Source organism: Bdellovibrio bacteriovorus HD100, from assembly GCF_000196175.1.
GTDB lineage: Bacteria > Bdellovibrionota > Bdellovibrionia > Bdellovibrionales > Bdellovibrionaceae > Bdellovibrio > Bdellovibrio bacteriovorus.
The window spans coordinates 3,335,103-3,357,410 of record NC_005363.1; the positions used below are offsets into that span (position 1 = coordinate 3,335,103).

Annotated in this window: 20 protein-coding genes; 14 read left to right on the plus strand and 6 right to left on the minus strand. The window is 51.7% G+C overall.

Annotation, left to right across the window (positions count from 1 at the left end):
• The first annotated feature begins 55 nt into the window (after positions 1–55).
• Positions 56–613 carry a hypothetical protein gene (locus tag BD_RS15665; RefSeq protein ID WP_041583628.1) on the plus strand — a complete coding sequence of 186 codons (558 nt, stop codon included), beginning with the start codon at positions 56–58 and terminating at the stop codon, positions 611–613.
• Here the strand turns inward: BD_RS15665 and glmS are convergent.
• Entirely contained in the window at positions 596–2,482 is a 1,887-nt protein-coding gene (gene glmS / locus BD_RS15670; RefSeq protein ID WP_011165760.1) for a glutamine--fructose-6-phosphate transaminase (isomerizing), read from the minus strand. The genes BD_RS15665 and glmS overlap by 18 nt on opposite strands.
• Before the next feature lies 1 nt (position 2,483).
• Entirely contained in the window at positions 2,484–3,884 is a 1,401-nt protein-coding gene (gene glmU, locus BD_RS15675) for a bifunctional UDP-N-acetylglucosamine diphosphorylase/glucosamine-1-phosphate N-acetyltransferase GlmU (RefSeq protein ID WP_011165761.1), read from the minus strand.
• A 57-nt stretch (positions 3,885–3,941) separates the two neighbouring features.
• On the opposite strand from glmU, the gene BD_RS15680 reads away from it, so the two are divergent.
• From BD_RS15680 to BD_RS15705, 6 genes are all read left to right on the plus strand, one after another.
• Positions 3,942–4,637: a M14 family murein peptide amidase A gene (locus tag BD_RS15680; RefSeq protein WP_011165762.1), complete on the plus strand. Its 696-nt coding sequence runs from the start codon at positions 3,942–3,944 to the stop codon at positions 4,635–4,637.
• On the plus strand, positions 4,638–5,321 hold the full coding sequence (locus BD_RS15685) for an HAD family hydrolase (protein WP_011165763.1): 684 nt from the start codon (positions 4,638–4,640) through the stop codon (positions 5,319–5,321). It begins immediately after the preceding gene.
• Positions 5,309–7,156, plus strand: coding sequence for a PAS domain-containing sensor histidine kinase (locus BD_RS15690; RefSeq protein ID WP_041583629.1), 1,848 nt, complete (start codon positions 5,309–5,311; stop codon positions 7,154–7,156). The genes BD_RS15685 and BD_RS15690 overlap by 13 nt, the downstream gene beginning before the upstream one ends.
• 65 nt (positions 7,157–7,221) lie before the next feature.
• Entirely contained in the window at positions 7,222–9,426 is a 2,205-nt protein-coding gene (locus tag BD_RS15695; RefSeq protein WP_011165765.1) for an ATP-binding protein, read from the plus strand.
• Complete coding sequence (locus BD_RS15700; RefSeq protein WP_011165766.1) at positions 9,423–9,821, plus strand: response regulator; 399 nt, start codon at positions 9,423–9,425, stop codon at positions 9,819–9,821. Before BD_RS15695 ends, BD_RS15700 begins: the two co-directional genes overlap by 4 nt.
• Positions 9,822–10,154: 333 nt before the next feature.
• Complete coding sequence (locus BD_RS15705) at positions 10,155–11,558, plus strand: sigma-54-dependent transcriptional regulator (RefSeq protein WP_011165767.1); 1,404 nt, start codon at positions 10,155–10,157, stop codon at positions 11,556–11,558.
• 39 nt (positions 11,559–11,597) lie between these two features.
• Here the strand turns inward: BD_RS15705 and BD_RS15710 are convergent, their stop codons facing one another.
• Positions 11,598–12,326, minus strand: a complete 729-nt coding sequence (locus BD_RS15710; protein ID WP_011165768.1) for a type 2 periplasmic-binding domain-containing protein — start codon at positions 12,324–12,326, stop codon at positions 11,598–11,600.
• A gap of 152 nt (positions 12,327–12,478) precedes the next feature.
• On the opposite strand from BD_RS15710, the gene BD_RS15715 reads away from it, so the two are divergent.
• Positions 12,479–12,976, plus strand: coding sequence for a hypothetical protein (locus BD_RS15715; protein ID WP_011165769.1), 498 nt, complete (start codon positions 12,479–12,481; stop codon positions 12,974–12,976).
• Here BD_RS15715 and speB read toward each other — a convergent pair whose 3' ends face one another.
• The gene (speB, locus tag BD_RS15720; RefSeq protein ID WP_041583630.1) at positions 12,977–13,912 is read right to left on the minus strand and encodes an agmatinase; all 936 of its coding nucleotides are present in this window, start codon (positions 13,910–13,912) and stop codon (positions 12,977–12,979) included.
• Between the two features lie 114 nt (positions 13,913–14,026).
• Here speB and BD_RS15725 point away from each other — a divergent pair, with 114 nt between their 5' ends.
• The 5 genes from BD_RS15725 (at position 14,027) to BD_RS15745 (ending at position 18,737) form a co-directional block, all read left to right on the plus strand.
• Entirely contained in the window at positions 14,027–15,010 is a 984-nt protein-coding gene (locus BD_RS15725) for an A/G-specific adenine glycosylase (RefSeq protein ID WP_038448542.1), read from the plus strand.
• Positions 15,007–16,032 carry a TolB family protein gene (locus BD_RS15730; protein ID WP_011165772.1) on the plus strand — a complete coding sequence of 342 codons (1,026 nt, stop codon included), beginning with the start codon at positions 15,007–15,009 and terminating at the stop codon, positions 16,030–16,032. The genes BD_RS15725 and BD_RS15730 overlap by 4 nt, the downstream gene beginning before the upstream one ends.
• Positions 16,029–16,622 carry a hypothetical protein gene (locus BD_RS15735; protein ID WP_041583631.1) on the plus strand — a complete coding sequence of 198 codons (594 nt, stop codon included), beginning with the start codon at positions 16,029–16,031 and terminating at the stop codon, positions 16,620–16,622. Before BD_RS15730 ends, BD_RS15735 begins: the two co-directional genes overlap by 4 nt.
• 169 nt (positions 16,623–16,791) lie before the next feature.
• Positions 16,792–17,919, plus strand: coding sequence for a hypothetical protein (locus BD_RS15740; protein WP_011165774.1), 1,128 nt, complete (start codon positions 16,792–16,794; stop codon positions 17,917–17,919).
• 131 nt (positions 17,920–18,050) lie between these two features.
• Positions 18,051–18,737 carry a substrate-binding periplasmic protein gene (locus BD_RS15745; protein ID WP_011165775.1) on the plus strand — a complete coding sequence of 229 codons (687 nt, stop codon included), beginning with the start codon at positions 18,051–18,053 and terminating at the stop codon, positions 18,735–18,737.
• Here the strand turns inward: BD_RS15745 and BD_RS18000 are convergent.
• Entirely contained in the window at positions 18,734–20,695 is a 1,962-nt protein-coding gene (locus BD_RS18000; protein WP_011165776.1) for an SPRY domain-containing protein, read from the minus strand. The genes BD_RS15745 and BD_RS18000 overlap by 4 nt on opposite strands.
• A 230-nt stretch (positions 20,696–20,925) precedes the next feature.
• On the opposite strand from BD_RS18000, the gene BD_RS15755 reads away from it, so the two are divergent.
• A complete protein-coding gene (locus BD_RS15755; RefSeq protein WP_011165777.1) occupies positions 20,926–21,267 on the plus strand; it encodes a hypothetical protein in 342 nt (113 codons plus the stop codon).
• Positions 21,268–21,317: 50 nt separating this feature from the next.
• Here the strand turns inward: BD_RS15755 and hemB are convergent, their stop codons facing one another.
• Positions 21,318–22,304, minus strand: coding sequence for a porphobilinogen synthase (hemB, locus tag BD_RS15760; protein WP_041583632.1), 987 nt, complete (start codon positions 22,302–22,304; stop codon positions 21,318–21,320).
• Positions 22,305–22,308: the final 4 nt, after the last annotated feature.

Consider the following 22,308-nt stretch of genomic DNA (forward strand, 5'->3'; position numbering starts at 1 on the left):
TTTCTTACTGATCTAAAATTTGCCATCGCCTGCCTCTGTGCTGACAATAAACACGATGGCCCAACTCCCGTTGCGAATTTGCATTTTTATCTGCGTTCTAAGCATCGGATTGTTCGCCGGATTCGTGCTGTACTTTGCAACGTTCGCCAGTCAGGTTCTGGCGCGCATGCCCTTGGAACAATATCTGGAATTCTATCGTGTGGCAGAGCCCTTGTTTGAACCCAAGGTGCGGCTGATCTATCTGACGATGATCGGTTCAGCCATCTGCTGGCTGATTCTCCGGAGCAGGAAATGGCGTTCGTTTGAATTTATCTGTGTGGTCTCGGCCCTTTTCTGCCTGCTGGACGAAATCATCCTGTCCTATCAGGGCCACTATAAAATCAATGTCATTTTACGCGAAGCGGGACGCACCGGAACCATTCCATCTCAATGGCTGTCGCTGCGTGAAGAATGGACTCAGTTTATGTTCATACATCTGCTGATTGTCACGGCGGGGTTCATTCTGATTTTGATGGCTTTGTACTTTTATATTGAAGGTGAAAGAAAGACTTCTGTAGAAACAAAAAACCCCGGGGGACACCCGGGGCTGAATAGTTTATTCCACCGTCACTGACTTGGCCAGGTTGCGTGGCTGATCCACGTCGTAACCCAGATTGCTTGCCAGATGATAAGACATCAACTGCAAAGGAATCACCGCCAGAATTGCGTTCACCGTCCAGTGGGCCTTCGGAATCGCCAGATAGTGTTCGCTGATCTCGCGCAGTTTTTCATTGTCACCAGTGCCGATAGAAATCACCTTGCCACCACGGGCACGGGCTTCTTCCAAATTGCTGATGGTTTTTTCGTACAGATGATCCGTCGGAGCCACCATGACAATCGCCATGCGCTCGTCAATCAATGCCAAAGGACCGTGCTTCATCTCGCCGGCGGCATAACCTTCCGCGTGCATGTAAGCCAGTTCTTTCAGCTTCAAAGCCCCTTCCATTGCAATCGGGAAGCTGGTGCCACGGCCCATGTACAGGAATCCGCGGAAAAGCTTCAGACTGGAGGCTGCTTCTTCAAAGTATTTATCGTAAGACAAAACACCTTCCATCTGACTTGGCACTGCCAGAAGGGATTTAACCAGCTCTTTTTCTTCCGCTTCGCTCATCACACCGCGAGTGCGCGCAATCGCGATCGCCAACGTATTCAAAACCGCCATGGTGCTGGTGAACGCTTTGGTGGAAGCCACCCCGATTTCAGGACCCGAGTTCATGTACAAGTGTCCATGAGCTTCACGGTCGATCGTGGAGTTTTTCACGTTACAGATACTCAAAGTCGTCGCACCCATTTCTTTGGCCATGCGAATCGCAGCCAAAGTGTCGGCCGTCTCTCCGGATTGAGAGATCGTGATCACCAGGCTCTTTGCCGGGATTACCGGATTGCGGTAACGGAATTCACTGGCGATGTCGCATTCAACAGGAACCTTGGCCAGCTGTTCGATCAGATACTTACCTACGTTGCCGGCATAGTTACTGGTGCCGCAGGCGATGATGAACACACGCTCAATGCTTTTGAAAACTTCCTGGGTTTTTGCCCAGTCAGCCTTGGCATCAAGCTCTTCCAGCTTTTGCACGGACTGCCCGCCGAAGCCCACGTTTTTCAAAGCGACCGAGAAGGTCTCTGGATTCACGTGGGGTTCGATCGCCGCCGCTACGGCGCGCGGCTGTTCGTAGATTTCTTTCAGCATGAAGTGGGCATAACCCTGCTTTTCCACCATTTCCGGATTCCAGTTCAGCTCGACAATTTTTTTCTGGATCGGGAAACCGTTGGCAGAGAAGAACTTAACATCAGCACCCTTGATAGAAGCCACTTCACGGTCTTCAAGATACACGAAGTGCTTCGTGTACTGAATCAGGGCCTGTACGTCGCTGGCAACAAAGACTTCGTCCTTGCCCATGCCCACAACCAGCGGCGGGCCGTCTTTGAAGGCCACCAGACGATCCGGCTCCTGCTCCCACATCACCAGGATCGAGAACGCACCACGGATCTTTTCAAGCACGTTCTGAACAGCTTTGAACAGATCCTTGGTCACTTCCACTTCATTGGCGATCAGATGAGCCACCAGCTCAGAATCCGTGTCTGACGTGATGTCAGCACCCTGGGCTTTCAGTTCTTCGCGGATATCCAGATAGTTTTCAATGATGCCGTTGTGAACCAGGCTGATCCCACGCACCTGATGCGGATGGGCGTTGCGCTCGGAAGGTTTGCCGTGAGTCGCCCAGCGAGTGTGCCCGATGCCGATATGACCGTCGAACTTTTCAGTCGCCAGTTTGTCTTCCAGGGCTTTCAGCTTTCCTTGTGCGCGCACGCGTTTGGTTTTGCCATGATCCAGAATGGCCACCCCGGCACTGTCATAGCCGCGGTATTCAAGTTTTTTCAAACCACTGACAATAATATCTTTAGGACTTTGTGGACCCAAGTAACCGACAATTCCACACATCTTACACCTGCTCTTTTTCTTCAGTTTCCGCAGTTTTCGCGGAGTAGTTTTCTTTTATAAATTGTTTTCCACGGGCCACGGCCAAAGCTTTCGCCGGCACGTTTTTGGTGATCGTGGAGCCGGAACCGATGATGGCATCATCACCCACTTCGATAGGCGCCACAAACTGAGTGTCGCTGCCCACGAAGACGCGGTTTCCGATTTTGGTTTTATATTTCTTTTTATCAGCAGCGTAATTGCACGTGATAGTTCCGCAGCCCACATTCACCTCTTCGCCGATTTCAGCATCCCCCAGATAAGTCAGATGACCGGCTTTGGACTTTTTCCCGAACTTCACTTTTTTCATCTCGACGAAGTTGCCAACGTGGGCTTCTTCGAAGATCTCAGTTTCCGGGCGCAGGCGCGCGTAAGGTCCCGCAGACACCTTGTTGTGCAATTTTGAGCTTTCCAGATAACTGCCGCCACGGATCTGCACACTGTCGCCGATTTCGCAGTCCGAAATAAAGGCGTTGGATTCAATCACAGTGAACGAACCGATTTTGGTGCGACCACGAATAAAGACATTCGGATAGATCACGGTGCCCGCACCGATCTCAACACTTTCTTCCACATACACGGTGCGTGGATCGATCATCAGCACGCCGTCTTCCATCAGACGCAAAGCCTTGCGCTTGAACAGCAGACGGGTGGCGCGCGCCAGCTCCAGTTGATTGTTCACGCCCACGGCCACTTTCGGAGTGGACTGAATCGCCTGGACACGGCACTTGTCCTGAATGCACAAAGCAATCAGATCGGTGATGTAGTATTCTTTTTTGGCGTTGTTATTGGAGATCTGCGGCAGGTACTCGGAAAGCACGGATGCTTTCACGATGTAAATGCCGGTATTGATCTCGCGGATTTTCAGAGCTTCAGCGGAAGCGTCTTTGGCTTCCACGATCGCGGCAAGGTCGCCCTTGTGGCGCACGATCCGGCCGAATTCGCCTGGGTTTTTCAGAACTGCCGTCACCACCGCCAGATCACATTTTTCGTCGCGGAAGATGCGCACGAAATCCTTGATGTCGGAAGCTTCGATCAACGGGTGATCCCCGTTCATGATAACCACAACACCTTCGATGGTTTCTGGTTTCGCACAACGAACCGCGTGGGCCGTGCCCAGCTGTTCATCCTGCACGTAACAGGCAACACCCATGGGTTCAACAACCTGACGAACCAGATTCTGACCATGACCAACAATCACGCGCACTTCGGCAGCGCCGGCTTGTTTGGAGGCTTGAATCACTTTTTCAATCATCGGACGGCCCGCTACAGGATGAAGGACTTTCGGGAGGGGGGACTTCATACGAGTTCCCTTGCCTGCCGCAAGAGCGATAACCGTCAACTTCTCAGATGCATTTGCTGACATTTCGAAACTTCCTTTTAAAAGCTTTTCTTATCTGAAAAAAACAGGCTTAATTGTCTCATGCAAGCAAAAATTTTTCACCAAACTTCTTGGGCCACCACCTCTCAGGGAACTTCCATTGAGCTGTATAAAAAATCACACAGCCTCAGTGACTTTTCCGAACGCCCGATTCTGTTTATTGGCGGTGTGCATGGCGACGAACCCGAGGGGGTCCGCCTGGCAGAAGAATTTTTGCACTGGCTAAAGCAGGAGGAAAGCGCCAACAGCGGTCGCCTGCGCCCCTGGATCCTCATCCCCTGCATCAATCCCGACGGCTACGGCAAGAATCAGCGCACCAACGCCAATGGCGTGGACCTGAATCGCAACTTCCCATCCCGCGACTGGAGCCCCGAAAGCAAAGCTCCCCGATACTATCCTGGCCCTTCGCCTGGGAGTGAGAGGGAAGTTCAGGCTCTGGTAAAACTCATTGAGGACGAAAAGCCACAGCTTATAGTACACTTTCATTCGTGGGAGCCTTGCGTTGTCTATACGGGAGCTCCGGGCAAACAGGCGGCCGAAACTCTGGCCACCGGGACCGGCTATGAAGCCCGCGAGGACATTGGCTATCCGACACCGGGCAGCCTTGGACAGTATGGATGGATTGAACATCAAATTCCTGTGATCTGCATCGAAGAGCAAGAGCACATCGATCTGAATCTGGTCTGGCCCCATTTCAAACCAGGCTTGGAACTTCTGATCACGGGACGGAATGCATAAATGACAAAGTACAAAAGCATCGCCTTCGATTTGGATGACACTCTGCTAGATACCTCGGGTTTGCTGGTGCCTCGTGCCTCCCAGCGGGCCTGCGAAGCTATGCTGGCAGCCGGTTTGCGATGCACCTTGGATGAATGCATGAGCGCCCGCGAAGAGCTGGCCAAGGAACTGTCCCACACCGAAATTTTCACACAGATTGCCAATCGCTTCGGAACCAACCAAAAAGGCAAAGCCATCCACGACGCGCTGGAAGAGTTTTACAATCCCCAGGTGCCGGAATCTCTGCCCCTGCTGGAAGGCTCTTTGCAAAATCTGGAAACCTTGCGCGGACGCTATAAGTTATTTCTAGTGACGATGGGTTCACGTCCGTCTCAGGAAAGAAAGATCAAAGCCCTGAACATCGCCGGTTTCTTTGACGGCATTTATATTCTGAACGGCTTTATCGGGGAAAAGAAAGACAGTGCCTTCCGTGAAATTCTGCGCACTCAAGGTCATGACCCGAAACATCTGCTGAGCATCGGCAACCGTCTGTCCAGCGAGATTCGCGACGGCAAACGTGTGGGGGCTGACACCTGCTATTTCGCCTATGGCGAACACACCGGCGAAAAACCGATGTATCCGGAAGATCATCCGGACTTTACCATCACTCACCACAAGGACCTGATCCCGACATGCGGACTTTGAAAGCCGGATTTCTGCTTATCGGCCCCTGGGATGCGCGCCTGCAAGAGCTGGGTGCCCACATCGCCACGGACTTAAATCAGGCCTGGCACTGGATCCAGGATTCCACCTATGATGTGGTGGCTTTGTCTGTGACCTTGATTCTGGGGAAAAAATTTCCGGAATTTTACGAAGAGGTCAAACGCGCCCATCCGGCCACGCAGTTTATCGCCGTGGTTCCAGCGGATTTTTCCGCCAACCAGCTGGCGCTGCTGCATGAGGAATTCACATTCCTGCGTGTGATGGAAAGCTTTCAAGATCCGGATCTGGAAACCCATCTGTTTTCCGCTTTGGAAGAAGCCAATCAGCGCAAGCAGGATGAAAATCTCGCCCTTTTGATTCGCGAACAGACAGCGCAACTCAAGCGGCTGCAAATCGAGCTGGAAGAACGGGTTCAGAAAAGAACCAAGTTCCTGACCGAAGCCCGCCGCAAACTTTTCCTGACCAATTCGCGCATTGAAGGCTTCAAACGCGCGCTGATGGCCGTGCACGAGGCCAGCTCGGTTGTTGAAATCGAACAGCTGCTGAATGATTCGCTGGCGGCCACGGTACAGACTTCGTGGATTCGCCTGTTCTTCCATCCACAGGACGAACTTTTTGCCAAACAAGTCCAGACCCAACTGAGTTTCACCCAGTTTCAGGTGCCGCTGTTCCGGCAGCATGAAAAAGTCGGTTCGATCTTTTTCTTGCGCGCCCCCGACCATCCTTTTTCCAAGGATGAAAGCGACTTTTTGACCCGCGTGGCCGAAGCTGTCGCCCTGGCGCTGGATCGCATCCAAAAGCTGAAAGAGTCTGAATCCATGAAAGAACAATGGGAGGCGACATTCAACTCGATGTCCGACCCTGTCGTTCTGATCGATACGAATTACGACATCATTCAGTCCAACAAAGCCCTGAATGAGCGCCTGAGTGAAAACAAGGAAGAGACCTCGCGCAAGTGCTTCAAGGTTTTATACAACCGCGAAGAGCCCTGCCCGGGTTGCCAGCGGGGTTCAAACTTCCGCGTCCAGTCGCGCAGTTCCGCGCGCACCTTTGAGGTCTATTCTCAAAGCCTGGTGCTGGATTCTGAAAAGCCACCGGTCTTTGTGAATCTGTATCACGACGTCACCCAGCAACTGAAGATGGAACGCCAGATCCTGGAATCCGCCAAAATGGCCGAACTGGGCACCATCGGATCGAGCATCGCCCACGAACTGAACAATCCCCTGGGTGGGATCTTGTCCTTTACTCAGCTGATCAAGATGGACATGGATCCGAAACATCCACTTTATCCAGACGTGGTGGAGATGGAAGCCGGCGTTCAGCGCTGCAAAGAAATCGTCCAGAATCTGCTGGGCTTCACCCGCGATCCCAATGCCGATCGCGAAGGCGCTGTCAGCCTGAAAGAAGTCTGCTTAAGGTCCCTGAAAATTGTCGAGCTTCAAACCAAGTCCCAAGGCATCGAGGTCAAGCTGCACTTCCCGGCCGATGATATCGTCATTCGCGGACACCTGAACATGCTGGCCCAGGCTTTGAAGAACATCCTGCAAATCTCGATTGACCGGGTCACCGACCGCATTCGCCACAACAAGAACTTCAAGGCTCTGATGGATATCGAAATCCTGATGACCGAGGCCGGGCCCGAAATCCTGATCCACGACAATGGTTCTCCGGAAAAAAGCACCTCCATGCCTTTGGGATTGGGACTTTCCGTTGCGTCCCAAATTCTGCGCGATCATGACGCCAAACTGGAAATTCTTCCTGACAAAACTGCCGGAAATGGTGTTAAGATTTCCTTCACTCCGACACACACGCCTTAGGTCTTAGGACACTTGTTGGAGCAGAGTCTTTCTCTTATCCTGAAGACTCGGAAACGAGGACCAGCTTGGCATTTAAAATGAATCGCACCCTGACACTATTGCTGTTCTCAACCGGTGTTGCGGCCACCCTGACGGTTTTCATCCTGAAATTCCTGGCCCTGAAGGAATATCGAGAAACCATTGCACTTTATGAAAAAACCGAAGCTCTTATTTCTATGATTCAGAACGTGGAAAAATCCACACTGGATCTGGAAACCGGCCAGCGCGGTTACGTGCTGACGCAGAACGAACAGTTTCTGAAGCCGTATCTGGATGCCAACGATGCGATCGAAAAGGAATTTGAACTCCTTGAAAAGAGTGCTCCGGCAACTCTGAAAGCCAGCCCTGAATATCAATCCATGTCCGCTCTGGTTCGCCAGAAAATGGAAATTTCAGAAAACGTCATCAATCAGGTGCGTGTTGGCAAACTCAGCTCCGCAATTGCTTTGGTTAAATCCGGCCAAGGCAAGGGTGTCATGGACCAGCTGCGTGAAGCGGTTAACACGGTCATCACTAACGAACGCGCCCGCGTACTGGCACTGAAAAAGGAATCCGAAATCACAGCCCAACGAAATCAATTGTGGCAGGTGCTGGGCACTGCTATGGCCTTTTTGCTGATCATCGTGGCTTATGTCATGACAGAATTTGAAGGCCGTCAGCGTCGCCAGCTCGAAAAGCAACTGGTCGAAGCCCGCAACGAAGCCCTTCAGGCTTCTCATATGAAATCAAGCTTCCTGGCCAATATGTCCCACGAAATCCGCACACCGATGAATGGAATTCTGGGCATGACCGAAGTTCTGCTGGATCAGAACCCTGAATCGGGAATCAAAAAGAAAATTCAAATCATCCGCGAATCCGCCCTGAACCTGCTGTCGCTGATCAACGGCATTCTGGATCTTTCAAAAATTGAATCCGGCAAACTGGAACTGGAAGAAAGCTATTTTGAGCCGCGCAAGCTGGTTCAGGAAGTCATCAACACCGTTGAATACTCTGCCAAATCCAAAGGACTGGATCTGCATGCCTCGGTCAGCGAACAGACGCCGGCAGCGTTTTCAGGGGATGTCCTGCGCCTGCGCCAGATCCTGATCAATCTTCTGGGGAATGCCATCAAGTTCAGCTCGGAAGGCACCGTCAGCCTGATTGTAAACTCTTTCCGCAGTGATCAGTCCCGCACCATGCTGCAGATTCAGGTCAAGGATCAGGGTCTGGGCATGGACGAAGCGACCTTGAAAAAAATCTTTTCTCCGTTTGAGCAGGCAGACAAATCCACCACCCGCAAATTCGGCGGTACCGGTCTGGGCCTTTCCATCACCAAACAACTGGTGGAGCTGATGAACGGCAAGATCGAAGTGGAAAGCAAACCCAACGAAGGCTCCATCTTCTGGGTGACCCTGCCTCTTGAGGCGATCAACGTGATGCCGGAAAACCAGCGTCCGAGGGAATCACAAAGCTATTCATCATCCCAGGCCCCTCTGAAAATTCTGGTGGCCGAAGACAACATGACCAATCAGGAAGTTGTGAGAGTCATGCTGAACCGACTGGGACACAAGTTTGACATCGTCAACAACGGGAAAGAGGCTTTGGAGAAAACCCTTTCCGGCACCTACGACATTATCCTGATGGACTGCCACATGCCCGTCATGGACGGTTATGTGGCCGCGCAAAAAATCACGGAACGTTTCCCGCAATGGTGTCAGGGGCCGGCCGTTATTGCCGTCACCGCCAACGCGATTCGCGGCGACAAAGAAGCCTGCCTGGCTGCCGGCATGTGTGACTATCTGTCAAAACCTCTGACCCTGGCAGAGCTTGATGAAAAACTGGCGCTGTGGTCACGGCATCTGAAATATGCGGCAACCCAGGTGGTTGATCCCAAAGCCATGGAAAACCTGCGCCAGATCAGCCCGGATATGGCTGACGACCTGATGAAGCAGATTCTGCAGGCATGGGGTAAAGAGGCCCCCGCCTATGTGGTGGAGATGATCGAAGCGGAAAAACGCGGGGATCTGAAAGACCTTGCTGACCGCGCCCACTATCTGAAATCAAGCTGTGTGAATGCCGGCCTGCGTGTCATGGGTCAACTGTGCAGCGATATCGAAAAGCAGGCCCGTGCGGGCACCAAAGAAGAGCTTCGTTATCTGCTGCTGCAACTTCGCTCTGAATACAAGATGGCCTGCACGCATCTGTGGCGCTCAGAAATGCTCGAAGTACCACAACAAGGAATTTCCACATGAGTTTTCAACGCATTAAATGTCCGACTCTGGTAATTGACGACAACAGCACCGACCGCATGATCATGGTGGCGGCGCTGGACACCCTGGGCTTTAAGAATATTCTTGAAGCCGAAGATGGATCCATCGCTTTGGGAAAATTGGAAAATGCCTTTGATACGCTGAACCCCGTGCAACTGATCTTTTTGGATTGGCGTATGCCCAAGCGTGATGGTGCCGCCGTTTTGCAGGAACTGAAACGGTCGCGAAAATTCAAATCCGTGAAAGTCATCATGACCACCAATGTGTCAGATGAAAACTCGGTGAAGTCCGCCTTGAAAGACGGTGTGGATGACTACATCGTTAAACCCGTCACTTTGGACCTGCTTCGCAAAAAGATCGAAAACCTGGGCTTCTAAGCCCTTGTGGCCTCACAAGGCAGGGGTTTTTGCGAATCCCTGTCAGGTCTGCCCGTCTTTTAATCAGTTCTTTCTGGTAAAATTGGAATACCCAAGTCTTCTTTAGCTGTTAGCAATTTCCATGGGTTTTGGCAGGCCTTGCTTCACGAGAAAAAGCTCGAATTTTCCTCGCCTCTGGGCTAGCAGAATCTGGCATTTTTTTCCCACCCCCGTCCAGTTTTATGGTCCTGAAAGCCTTGCCAGGCGCGGATTTTTTGACAGTCCCGTCAAAATCCCCTTATCCTGATTTTAGGCGGTTTATTCCGCCAAGAACCCACCATGGAAGGAAGGTTCATGCGTAGCCAACGTGTCCTGATATTAGATGATGAATCCTCACTCCGCACCGCTCTGTTCCGGGTGCTGGATCGCAAAGGCCTGAACGTCATCACTGCCAACAAAATCGAAGAAGCCAAAGTACTGTGCCAGGGTGACAGCCCGGTGGATCTGGCCATTGTCGATTTGAACCTTCCGGATGGCGATGGCATCGAGTTCATGACTTATCTTAAAGCGCTGACACCAGCGACCGAAGTGATCATCCTGACGGGTCATGCCACTATTGAGTCCGCGATTCGTGCGACTCAAAAAGGGGCCTTCCACTTTGTGACCAAACCCTTCAATCTTGAAGAGCTGATGAGTCTGATTGAAAAAGCCCTGACGCACAAAAAACTGCAGCAGGAAAATCAGCAACTGCGCTCTGAACTGAACAAGAAATACAAATTCGACCAGATCATCGGCACCAGCGACCAGATTCAGAATGTTCTGCGCATGATTGAACGCGTGGCAGATTCTGACTCGACAGTTCTGGTGACCGGGGAATCCGGGACCGGTAAAGAGCTGATTGCCCGCGCGATTCACTATAATTCCCCACGCGCACAAGGGCCATTTGTACCGATCAACTGCGGTGCGATCCCTTCTGAGCTTCTGGAAAGCGAACTGTTCGGTCATATGAAAGGGGCCTTCACCGGCGCCATTGCCAACCGTGTGGGCCGTTTTGAAATGGCTGACGGGGGCACGATCTTCCTGGATGAAATCGGTGATCTTGAACCATCCCTGCAGGTGAAACTTCTGCGTGCTTTGCAGGAAAGAAGTTTCGAGCCGGTGGGATCCACCAAAACTGTCAGCGTGAATGTAAGAGTGATCGCAGCGACAAACCTGAATCTGGAAGACGCTGTCGAAAACGGCCGCTTCCGTGAAGATCTTTTCTATCGCCTGAATGTGATTCCAATCACCGTGCCGGCTTTGCGCGAGCGCAAAACCGATATCCCTCTGCTGCTGAATCATTTCATGGATATCTTCAACAAAACCAAGGGCCGCGGTCTGACGGGCATCACTTCTGATGCTTTGGACTGTCTGGTGAATTACCCTTGGCCGGGCAACATCCGTGAACTTGAAAACCTGGTGGAGCGTATGACGATCCTGAAAGGCCAGGGTCAGGTGGATATTTCTGATCTGCCTTTGAAATACAAATCCGGCAAGACGGCCTCGACTGAAATCGGCGGTCTGGAGATCCCGGATATGGGCATGGACTTTAATTCGGCGGTGGACGCTTACGAAAACGCCCTGATTCTGAAAGCCCTGGAAAAAACCGGCTGGAATCGCAATCAGGCAGCGGCGTTGCTAAGACTGAACCGCACGACACTGGTGGAGAAGATCAAAAAGAAAGGTCTGACCCCGCCCAACGAAATCACCCCGATTTAAAACAAAAAACCCGCTGGCAAAATCAGCGGGTTTTTCTTTTCAGGGCTCTTTGTTCAGGTTTTCCATAATCAGCGGATACTTTGAAAGATCCCCGGTCAGCGCCTTTCTGAAGGCCTCTTCAATCCTGGAAAGATCAGGTTCAAATTTTCTTGCAAAGGTTAGATAGACCGGCACTTCATGAAAAACCGTCTTGCCCATAACCACCCGGCCCTTGGCTTCGGGATGGGAGTCCACCACACTCAGGCCCACTTCCTGAATCGCAACAAAATAGTCGATCTTGCCCCCCAGAAGATCCACCACACTTTGCAAGGGACTGGACGTGTTGATGTATTTCAATTTTCTGCGGGATGCTTCTTTGTTCAAAACGATGTTGTTGGTGGAAAATCCACCTTTGAATTTTTTCAGCTTTTCTTCGCTGAATTTTTTGTGATCGCTCAGATAAAACACCCGGGCGCGGGTACGGATGATCGGAAAAGAAACCGACACGGTTTTGTTCCTTCCCTCGGTCCAGCTTTTGTCATCGTACATGATGGCGTCCAGTTCTCCATCCACCAGCATCTGGCTGATCAACCTGCCTTGGGACGTCTGCACTGTGACTTTAAATCCGGCCTGAGCCAAGGTGCCAGTCAAAAAATCCTGGTACTGCTGGATGGCCTTCACACGATTCACATGAAATGGCAGACCCATAGTCAGAGGCCTCAGCTCTGCAGTCCGCGCATCGACAGAAATTGAACCTACAAGAAACACCAGAAGCACCAAAAGTTTCATGGCCTTATACTAACAGACTCCTTTGCCAAATTCCAAATTGCGAAAAGTAAAATTTAATCCAAGTGCCGGACATTAACGATGCTCAAGACTAATTCAAGATCCACCAGAGGTGGTGACTTCTTTGCAGCACAATTGGCTACAGGAGGATTCTCATGAAATTTGCGAGTGTATTCATTTTAATTCTGAGCTTTTCAGCTCGCCTTTTTGCAATGACAGAGCTGGAACCTGCGGCCAGCCTGAAGGCTCTGCGGACTGAATGCGATCGAGTTGAAGAATCGTTTCCAGACTTTGCGTGCCTGCGATTTGAATTTTATCAAAGCAGTGCGTCCGAACTGCAAAAGGATCTGGATGAACTGACCGAGCTCAACGACTGGCAGCTGCGCGCAGCCTCCTGGTCTTCCATGATGCAGGCTCTGCTTTCCTCCATGGAAGGCCAGATCCAACGTTACGACGATGCCGATCACATCCAGATCATGCAGCAGACCAAATCAAAGAATCATTGGGAACTATTGAGGCTGAAACAAGGCCTGGAAAATTTCTGGGTGGATCCGGACACCTATTGGTTTCCGAGCGTCAATGCGGTCAGTTTTGTCGCCGTGAACATCACCAAATTCCAGATCCTGGTGATATCTCACGGCGAAAGAAATTAATTATTTCTTGGTCGGAAACAAGTGCAGCATTTCAAAAAGCGCATCCATACCGGCCAATGCGGTGATGTCGGCGTGGTCAAACGGAGGTGAAATCTCTACCACGTCGCCGCCCACTAAATTTGGAATTTTCAAGGCGCGGAAGATGCGCTGGACTTCATAAGTCGTCAGGCCCCCCGGAACCGGTGTTCCCGTTCCCGGCGCACAGCTGGGATCCAGATTGTCGATGTCATAGCTGATATAGGTCGGTGTTTCGTCAAATGTCGGCAGGGTTTTCAGGAACTCCGTGATCGGCTGATTGCGGATTTCATCCACGGTGATCACACGAATGCCGTGTTTGTTCACGAAGTTCAGATCATCCCCGCCGGCCAACGGCCCACGAATACCGATCTGTACCATTTTCTTTGGATCCACCAGCCCTTCTTCCACGGCATGACGGGCAAAAGCTCCGTGATGGTATTCCTGACCCCAGGCCGCCGGATAGGTATCCAAGTGCGCATCAAAGTGAATGAACGCCAAAGGCTTGCCGTACTTTTTTCTTAAAGCACGCAACACCGGCAATGTCGTGGAGTGATCCCCACCCACCGCCAGAAAACGTTTGTTGTGACTTAGAACCTCGCCCACAAATTTTTCAATTTTTTCGTAAGTCTGTTTTTGATCAATCGGCACCGTTGGACAGTCGCCGATGTCGGCCACCTTCAGATTTTCAAAGAAATTTTCCATGCGGGTCATATGGAATCCCCGGCCCAAACTGGAAACCTCACGCACTTTCGCCGGAGCAAAACGACCGCCCGGACGGTAAGAAACGCCACCGTCATACGGGATGCCAAAGATACCAACTTCATAGTCGGCTTCGATAGTGACATACGGCAATCTGAAGAAAGTTTTAATTGCGGAAAAACGCGGGAACTCGCGCCCGCTCAACGGTTTGTATTCCATGGTGCTCCTCACGGACTGAACCAGCCCGGTTACAGCCTTATTCTACCCCCGTGTCGAGCCTTGGGCAATGACGCCCCTTGACTCTGCCTTGGGCTGTTGACTACATTACCGCGCATGGCGGCCCAACACGATTACAAGACAGATCACAAGCAACTGACCCAGTGGTACAACAAGAACAAACGTTCCCTGCCCTGGCGGGAAAATAAAAACCCGTATCGTATCTGGCTTTCGGAAGTCATGTTGCAACAGACCACTGTTGTTGCCGTCATTCCCTACTTTGAAAAATTCCTGCAAAAGTTCCCGACCGTTCAGGATCTGGCCAACGCCCCCGAAGCCGACGTGATGGAAGCCTGGGCCGGCCTTGGCTACTATTCCCGCGCCCGCAATCTGCACAAGGCCGCCAAGGCGCTGGCCGCCGGTGGTTTTCCAAAAACCGCCGCTGAATTACTGGAGCTTCCGGGCTTTGGCCCTTACACCTCCCGCGCGGTGGCCAGCATCGCCTTCGGTGAAAAAGTCGGTGTGCTGGACGGAAACGTCATTCGTGTTCTGTCCCGCCGCTATGGCCTGAAACTGGAATGGTGGAACGGCAAGGGTCGTGATCATCTGCAAAAGATCTCGGACGAGCTGTCCCTGCTGGGGCAGGCGGATGTCGTCAATCAGGGCCTGATGGAGCTGGGTGCGACTGTGTGCACTCCACAGAAGGTCATGTGCATGCTATGCCCGTGGGCCGCGACTTGTGTGTCCCGCGAAAAAAATCTGGTGGAAAAGCTGCCGCTGAAAAAGCCACGCAAAGAATCCGAGGTCTGGGTCTGGAAACCATTGGTCGCGATAAAAAACCAAAAGGTGGCTTTGGTACAGAATGACTATGCGCCCTTCCTGAAAGGCCAGATGATTTTCCCCGGGGAAATCAGCATGGAAAAAAACAAGCCCAAAGCCTATGATGCCAAACACAACATTACCCATCATGATATCTTTATTCAAATCACTGAAAAGAAATCACTGACGGGGAAAAACCTGCAGTGGGTGGATTTGAAAGAATTGAAGAAGGTCAATCCTTCTTCCTTACTCCAGAAAGTACTGCACAAGGTTAAACTATGAAGTGGATGAATCCGGCGATCGTGGCCCTTTGTATTCTTGCAACGGGTTGTTCACATTTGAGTGTCACCAAAGACGTTCTGACTCCGGATTATCTGCTGGCCAAAGGCTCCAAACAAATCACGTTCCTGGGTGACAATGATCACCCGCGTTTTTCCGAAGACAACGACAAACTGATTTACACCAGCCGTGGCCGTTCATCCCACAAAGGCTCGCAGATTTACGAAATGGATCTGGCGAAGAACAAAGAGCGCCGGGTGACGTTCTCTGACGGTGATGCCTTTGATGCGATCTATATCAGTGCTTCCGAGATTCTTTATTCCTCCACCACGGATGAAATCAAAGAAAGCCCGCTGCTGAACAAAACCTTCGACAAAGAATATCCTCCGTCAGATCTGTACATGAGTGATCTTTACGGCACCGAGATTGTGCGCCTGACCCAGCAACCGGGCTATGACGGACAAAGTCTGTTCATGACCCATGCTTTGAAGCCTGCAATTCTGTTCACCTCCCGCCGTGGTGGCCTGACGGGCATCTATCGTCTGGATCTGAAGAACCTGCCGGTCAGTTTAATCTCTGCAGAAAAAGACAAAGAAAAACGCTTTGCCACCCTTTCCCCTGACAGCAAACAACTGGTGTGGGTGGAAAAGGATCTGAAAGCCAACACCCAAAGCCTGGTGGCCTTCAAACTGAATGAAAAGATCCCCGTCGTTCTGAAAAGCCAGGAGGGCGAATACCGCGATCTGCAATTTGCGCCCAGATCCCCGGCCCGTCTGTTTTACAGCATCCTTCGCAAGGGTGACAAACACTGGCAGCTGGAGGTCTATGACCTGGAAAAGCAATGCACACAGGTCGTATTCAAAGGCCGTGACTCCCTGGCGTCCCCGGTGGTTTCCAATGAACCCCAAGAGCGTCTGGCATTTACTCGCAGTTTTCAGGACAAGAAACAAATTTACATTGTCGCCTTACCGACGGATTTAGGCCCTTGCCTGGAAGGCGCCCCTTCAGATACCCTGAAGAAGTGAGAAATCTGCTTGGTTTGCTGATCCTTTTACCGATGTCTGCCCTGGCGGCGCCTTATCCGGCGACGAGCTCTTCGGCATTGACCAATCCGGAAAAGGGTCTTTATTTCCTGCACAAGGGTTTCACCCTTAAAACCGAAGGCACATCCTGGGTCCCGGTTGCCACCTCTGAACAAAGCCTGCTGGACACGGTCCGCTTTGCCGCCAAAGACAACGGCAAAGGAGTCTTGAGCATTCGCACCGACAAGGTGGCTAAAACCGCGTCGCTGGAGCTTTACACGCGCAAATGGATGCGGGACTACCCGAACTATGGCTTTGAGGTGATCTCGGCCAAGAGTTTCGAATTGAACGGCAGCCCCGCTTTGGTGGTGGATATGCTTTCCCGCTCCAAGAACAAACAGATCCGTCAGGTGATCCTGAAAAATCAGGACCGCGTGGCGATCATGACCTGCCTGGATGACAAAGCCAGCTTCAGCAAGTCCCTGCAAAGCTGCAATCAGATCATGAAATCGTTCTCTTGGAATGAAGAGGAAAAAAAGCCGGTAGCGGCTCCCGCTGCCCCTGCTCCAACCACTCCGACAACGAAACAATAGCCCCTTTGAAAGCCTTCACTGGCGCGTGTTCCACGTAAGTCCACGTCATTGCGAAGTTTAACCGGCTGAACTTTAGACGACCCCATAGAAAAAGGTGAATCGCCTGGCCCCTGTCTTGTGAATTGCCCACTTGTGCTTTAACTCTATTAAAAATTCGCAAGGTGGATTCATGATTTCAAAAAGATGGGGCTCGTTGGTTCTTTCTTCCGTTCTTGGTCTTTCTTCAGTGGCCCATGCTGAAGAATTCTGGAAGTTCCAGGATCTGTACTCCGAGAACACGCAGCCTGATATCTTCAGTCATAAATATTCTTACAACAACGCCGCTCGCCCGGAAAAACTGGGTGGTGTGATCCACATCCGATTCAAAGACGCCCGCGATGTTCCTGAAATGTTCAGACAATTCCTTCCAGGTGAAGACTTTGAACGCCCGCGTGGCATCAGCGTTTATCTTGCCGTCACCAACGACTACAACCTGCTGAATCCAATTGCGGTGGGCGCTGACACTGATGACAACGGTTACACTCATGGATCAAAACTTTCCATCGGTGGCTTCCTGCCGACGGGTCATTACCTGCAGTTTGATGCGACCTCTGATTTGTACACTCGCGAAATCGAAGGCACTGCCAAACAACTTCCTGACGGTGGCCGTGGCATCGACCAGCACTTCACCAACGAAAACGTTCTAAAGTTCGTAATCGACAATATCGACAACGCACGCTCGGAAACTTTCTACTGGAAAGCCGAAGCTGGCTGGCAGCAGCTGCAGTCTGATTCCCGCGGCAACGTTCTGACCGCGGCGACCCAGCAGGACAAATTCCACCAGATGGTGAACAACCTGAAACCAGGTCAGACGAAGACACCTACCTACGTCAGCGACGGTCAGAAAACCCGTGATGGCCTGATTATGGGTCTTTATGTTGGTATCGCCAAAGAGTACGTGAACACCAAAAACACCTGCCGTGCCCGTGCGTTCACCGAACTGGGCGGCCATGGTTCCACCATCGATGGGGCCAGCTACGTGGCTGCCAACGTGGGTGGGGTTTTGTGGTGTCAGGCCGGCCCAAAAACGCTGACTTACAGAGCAGAGATCGGTCACAACTCCAAAGGTTTCCAGAATGGTTATCTGGGCTCAGGTTACGTGGATCTGTCCACGGGTAAAAAGAACTGGCGCATTGGTTTCCGACTGGAACAATCTCACGGAACTTTGCACAACTATCAGACCTACAACGGTCGCAACGTTGAAACCGGCAAAATCGATCCCACTTTCACGATCTATTACCGTCACTATTTCCAATAAAATTCAAATTTTGATTTGATCTAAAGCCAAGACGTCTTCACGACCTCTTGGCTTTTTTTTCTTCCGTCCAGTGTCGAAGGACAGCGTGAATGCCTGTCAAGAAATGATAAAGTAAGGGACGGGAGATCCTGATGAAAATTTCGCTGGCTTTCTTTCTGGTCCTGTTTTCCATGACTGTGGCAGAGTCCGCCCCAGCAGTAAGCCATTATCAAATCAGCACGGAAGACTATCCCCCTTACAATCACTACGACAAAAACAAATCCATCGTCGGCTTGGCCACCAACAAAGTCAGAAAGATCATGGAGACGTCCGGTTTCCAATACGAGATCAGATTGTATCCCTGGCTGCGGGCCTACAACCGGGCTTTGAGCGGTGCCCGCCACTGTGTTTACTCCACAGCGCGAACAGTGGACCGGGAGGCCTTGTTTCACTGGATCGGTCCTCTGGTCACCGTGGAATGGGCTCTGTTTGCTAAGAGAGGAACACCTGCGGCCTCAATTAACAAACTGGAAGAAGCCCGGCAATATGTGATTGGTGGTTTGGAAGGTGATGCCTCGTTAAGCGAGTTGAAACGTCAGGGATTCAAAACAGAGTCTGTCGTCACAAACTGGCTCAACAAAGACAAACTCGAGGGACAAAGAATCCAGCTGTGGATTGATGATCCGGTTTACATCGAGTTTGAAAAACAAAAGGGCACCGAGTTTTTTGACTACGTCAAAGTCGTTCACATCGCAAGTGTGGACCTTTATCTCGCGTGCAACATCAGCACACCTCTGAACGAAGTCGAACTTCTGCATAAATCGGCCGGGGGCTTTTAATCCCAGGCCGTAAATCCTGCGGGCGGTCCATAAACCAGCTGACTGGCTCCCGTCAGCAACTGAATTTTTGTGACCGTATCGTTGGCAATACTGGCCGCCGGGAAGACATCTCCCGCCGGCAAAGATGAAAACTGCCCTTGATAAACGCCGTTCTTATAGTACGACAACGTGCCGGCGGCAAAGTCGGCCGCGATCCCCATGACATCGCCCGCAGTCAGAGCAGGTTTGGAGCCGGTGTAAGTGGCGCCGTAAGTAAAACCGCCCTGAACCTGATACCCGCGCCCAGCGACCGAACTTCCGATATAGGCCCCCGCCAATGTCGCAGCACTGCTGGCCACCCCCACCATGGCCTCGGGGGTTCCACTTTTGACCTGAACCACCTTGCATTCAAAGTACCACTTGCCACTCGCCTTGCTGCTGTTGCCGCGAACCGAATTCCAAGAACCCCCTGTGCTGGTGACATCTCTAAAACTGTTGGAAAGTACCAGTGCAGAGGCCTTGTCCAGGGGATTCCAGCTCGTATAAAGCGGCGGCACAGTGACACTGTCAATCTGGGTCACCACCCAGCCATAGGTGGGATTTTGATATGTAAGAGTCAAAGAGCGCCCTTGCTCTGACTGAATCCAGTCCTTCGCCGCCCCTCCGGAAAAGCGATTCCCGTTGGGATTGATGGTCAGGGCATTCAGGTTGAAACTCTGACTGTTGTCCACAATCCGCACAACATCATTGGCGCTGGGATTTGCCGGAAGTGTGATCGTAAAAGGTCCGCCACTGGTGTTGGCAAAAATATGATCACCACCGCTGGCGGTATAGTTGCTGGTTTTTTCAACCCAGGAAACAGTGTTCCCTGCTGGCGGAGCCTGACTGACCCACGCTGTGCCATTCGAAGTCAGAACTTGGCCACTGGCCCCGGGACTGACAACGGCACTCAGAGAGATGTTCACACACGAAAACTGGTCCGTCACCGAGCTGTACGAAAGCGTCTGAGCCGCAGTACAGGAGACTGCAGGGAACTGAGCCGCCGCTGTGGCGGTGCGAAGATCCGCCACATTAAGAAAGGACGGAACATACTGAGTCCCGCCATCAAAGCGCAGAACCTGACCGGCGGAAGAGGGCGCTGTGGCGCTGACCGGAGTCGTTTGAATTTTGCTCACCAGCGGATGAGGGTAGTTTCCACTCAAGTCCCCACCCGCCGCTCCAGCGGGCGCACGCGCATCACTGAAACGAAGATCATTCCCCTGCGCCACTGTTCCTGCAGACGAACCAAAGGCCACCGACACGGTTTTAATGGTCGTGCCCGAAACACTGATGCCTGTCCCGGCCTGTACATCTGAAATTCCGCCTGCCCCGGCGGCATCCATCACACAGCTAAAGTTGCTGCCATCAAAGGTGATAACCTGCCCGGCCAGGCACCCCGCCGCGGGTACATTGTTTTTCTGAACAAAGTCATTGGGTCCCAACGATCCCAATTTCGAGGCGGAATGGGCCGTCAAAGAAAAAGGAACGGACCGAATCACGTTCGAAGGACTGATCTGCCTCCAGGCCGTCCCATCATAGAACTGCACCTTTAGCACACGCACATCGCCGTCCAAAGCCGTGTAAGTCGCGCCCCCGGCACAGGAATGGATGACTGAATTCACAAATGCATCTGAAAGTTTGTAAAGGGGATCGGCTGGATACTGACGGCCGCCGAGCCCGATGGGAACATCAAAGACTCCCAGGGAGTTGGCCATGTTAATGCCTTCAACCAGCTCCCGATAGATCACACAAGTGCCCGTGGGATTGGCGATCTCAAACAAAAACTTCACGTTGTTATGCTCTAAAGGCACGCCGTCAGAGGTCAGAATCCGCCCTTGATAGGTCAGACTCAAAGGACTGGCCACCGCCACTGGCAGAGCTCCGAAAAACAAGAAAACAAAAACGCCCAGAGTTCTTGAACGAAGTAGAAAGTTCTTCATGTTTTACAATTCGGACTGCCGAGGGCGCCTCTTGAACCCCCGCCAGGGCTATATTCCATCTGGAAAAAGAAAATGTTGCGAGTGTTGCACAAGCAACGCTCGCAACCGAAAGATGTCACCCCCGTTGTGGCCTAAACAGGCGCCACACCCCAGGAGCCAATGTATTTGCTTTCTATTCTGGCATATTCCGCGCAATCCCTTGTTTCGACACAAAAAACAAAGGAGCTTTTATGCGCAAGTTTATCGTTCTAGCGGCCCTGTCCCTGATGTTCTCTGCTACGGCACAGGCCAAACAAAAGGCCGTTATTATCGTCAGCGCCTACAACGAAATCACCATCATCGACAAGGCGACAAAGATTCCCGCCAATTTTCTTTTCACCGATAAAATCTGCTACACGGGAACTCCGGAAGAAGCAGAACAGATCATCCAGAAAACAATCAAGAACAGAACAGGCTTTACACTGGTTGATTTCAGAGCCTGGGACAATTTGGGCAAAATTATATTGTTTGCGCAGATCGAAACTGACAGACAGGCGACAGTCGAAATCGTGCTAAAACCTTGCAGCAAATAAACGACTGAAAAGAAAATGCCGGCAACAGTTCTGTCGCCGGCATTTGTTTTTTAATTGCGATTATCGCGAAGCCACTGGGCCATATCCAGGGCGAAGTACGTAAAGATCACATCTGCACCCGCCCGGCGGATGGAATAAAGAGTTTCCACCATACCGCGGGTTTCATCCATGATGCCGGCCTTGTGACCGGCCTTGATCAAACTGTATTCACCACTGACATTGTAAGCCGCCACTGGCAAGTTGGTGTGGGCTTTCACTTTCGCGATCACATCCAGATAACTCAAAGCAGGCTTCACCATGACCATGTCGGCACCCTCGGCCACATCCAGGTCAATCTCACGCAAAGCCTCACGCGTGTTACGATAATCCATCTGGTAGGTTTTTTTATCGCCGAATTTTGGCGCCGAATCCAACGCCTCACGGAACGGGCCATAGAAGCAGGACGCGTATTTCACCGAGTAAGAAAGAATCCCCGTGTTGGTGAAACCCTCGTTGTCCAAAGCTTCACGAATCGCCCCCACCCGGCCATCCATCATGTCCGACGGGGACACGATATCAGCCCCGGCGCGCGCATGAACCAAGGACATCTTCGCCAGCAGCTCAACGGTTTCGTCATTCAGGATTTTGCCGTTTTCCACCACACCATCATGACCGTCAGAGGAATACGGATCCAAAGCCACGTCGGTGATTAAAGTCACGTCCGGGAACTTGTCGCGAATCATTTTGAGAGTCGTGGGCATTAAGCCATTCGGATTCAAAGATTCAGTTCCGTACTTGTCTTTTTTGGACTCTGGCAGGGCTGGGAAAAGGTCGAAGGACTTGACCCCCAATGCCACGGCTTTTTCGATCAGTTTCAAGGTCAGGTCCGGGCTCAGGCGATAGATCCCCGGCATTGTGGAAATGGCCTGCTGTTGGTCCTTTCCATCCACCAAAAACAGCGGTAAAACCAGCTGCGATGCACGCAGCTCTGTTTCAGCCACCATTTGGCGCAAAGCTTCTGTCGTACGATTTCTTCTCGGTCTTTGAGTGAGTTTCATAATC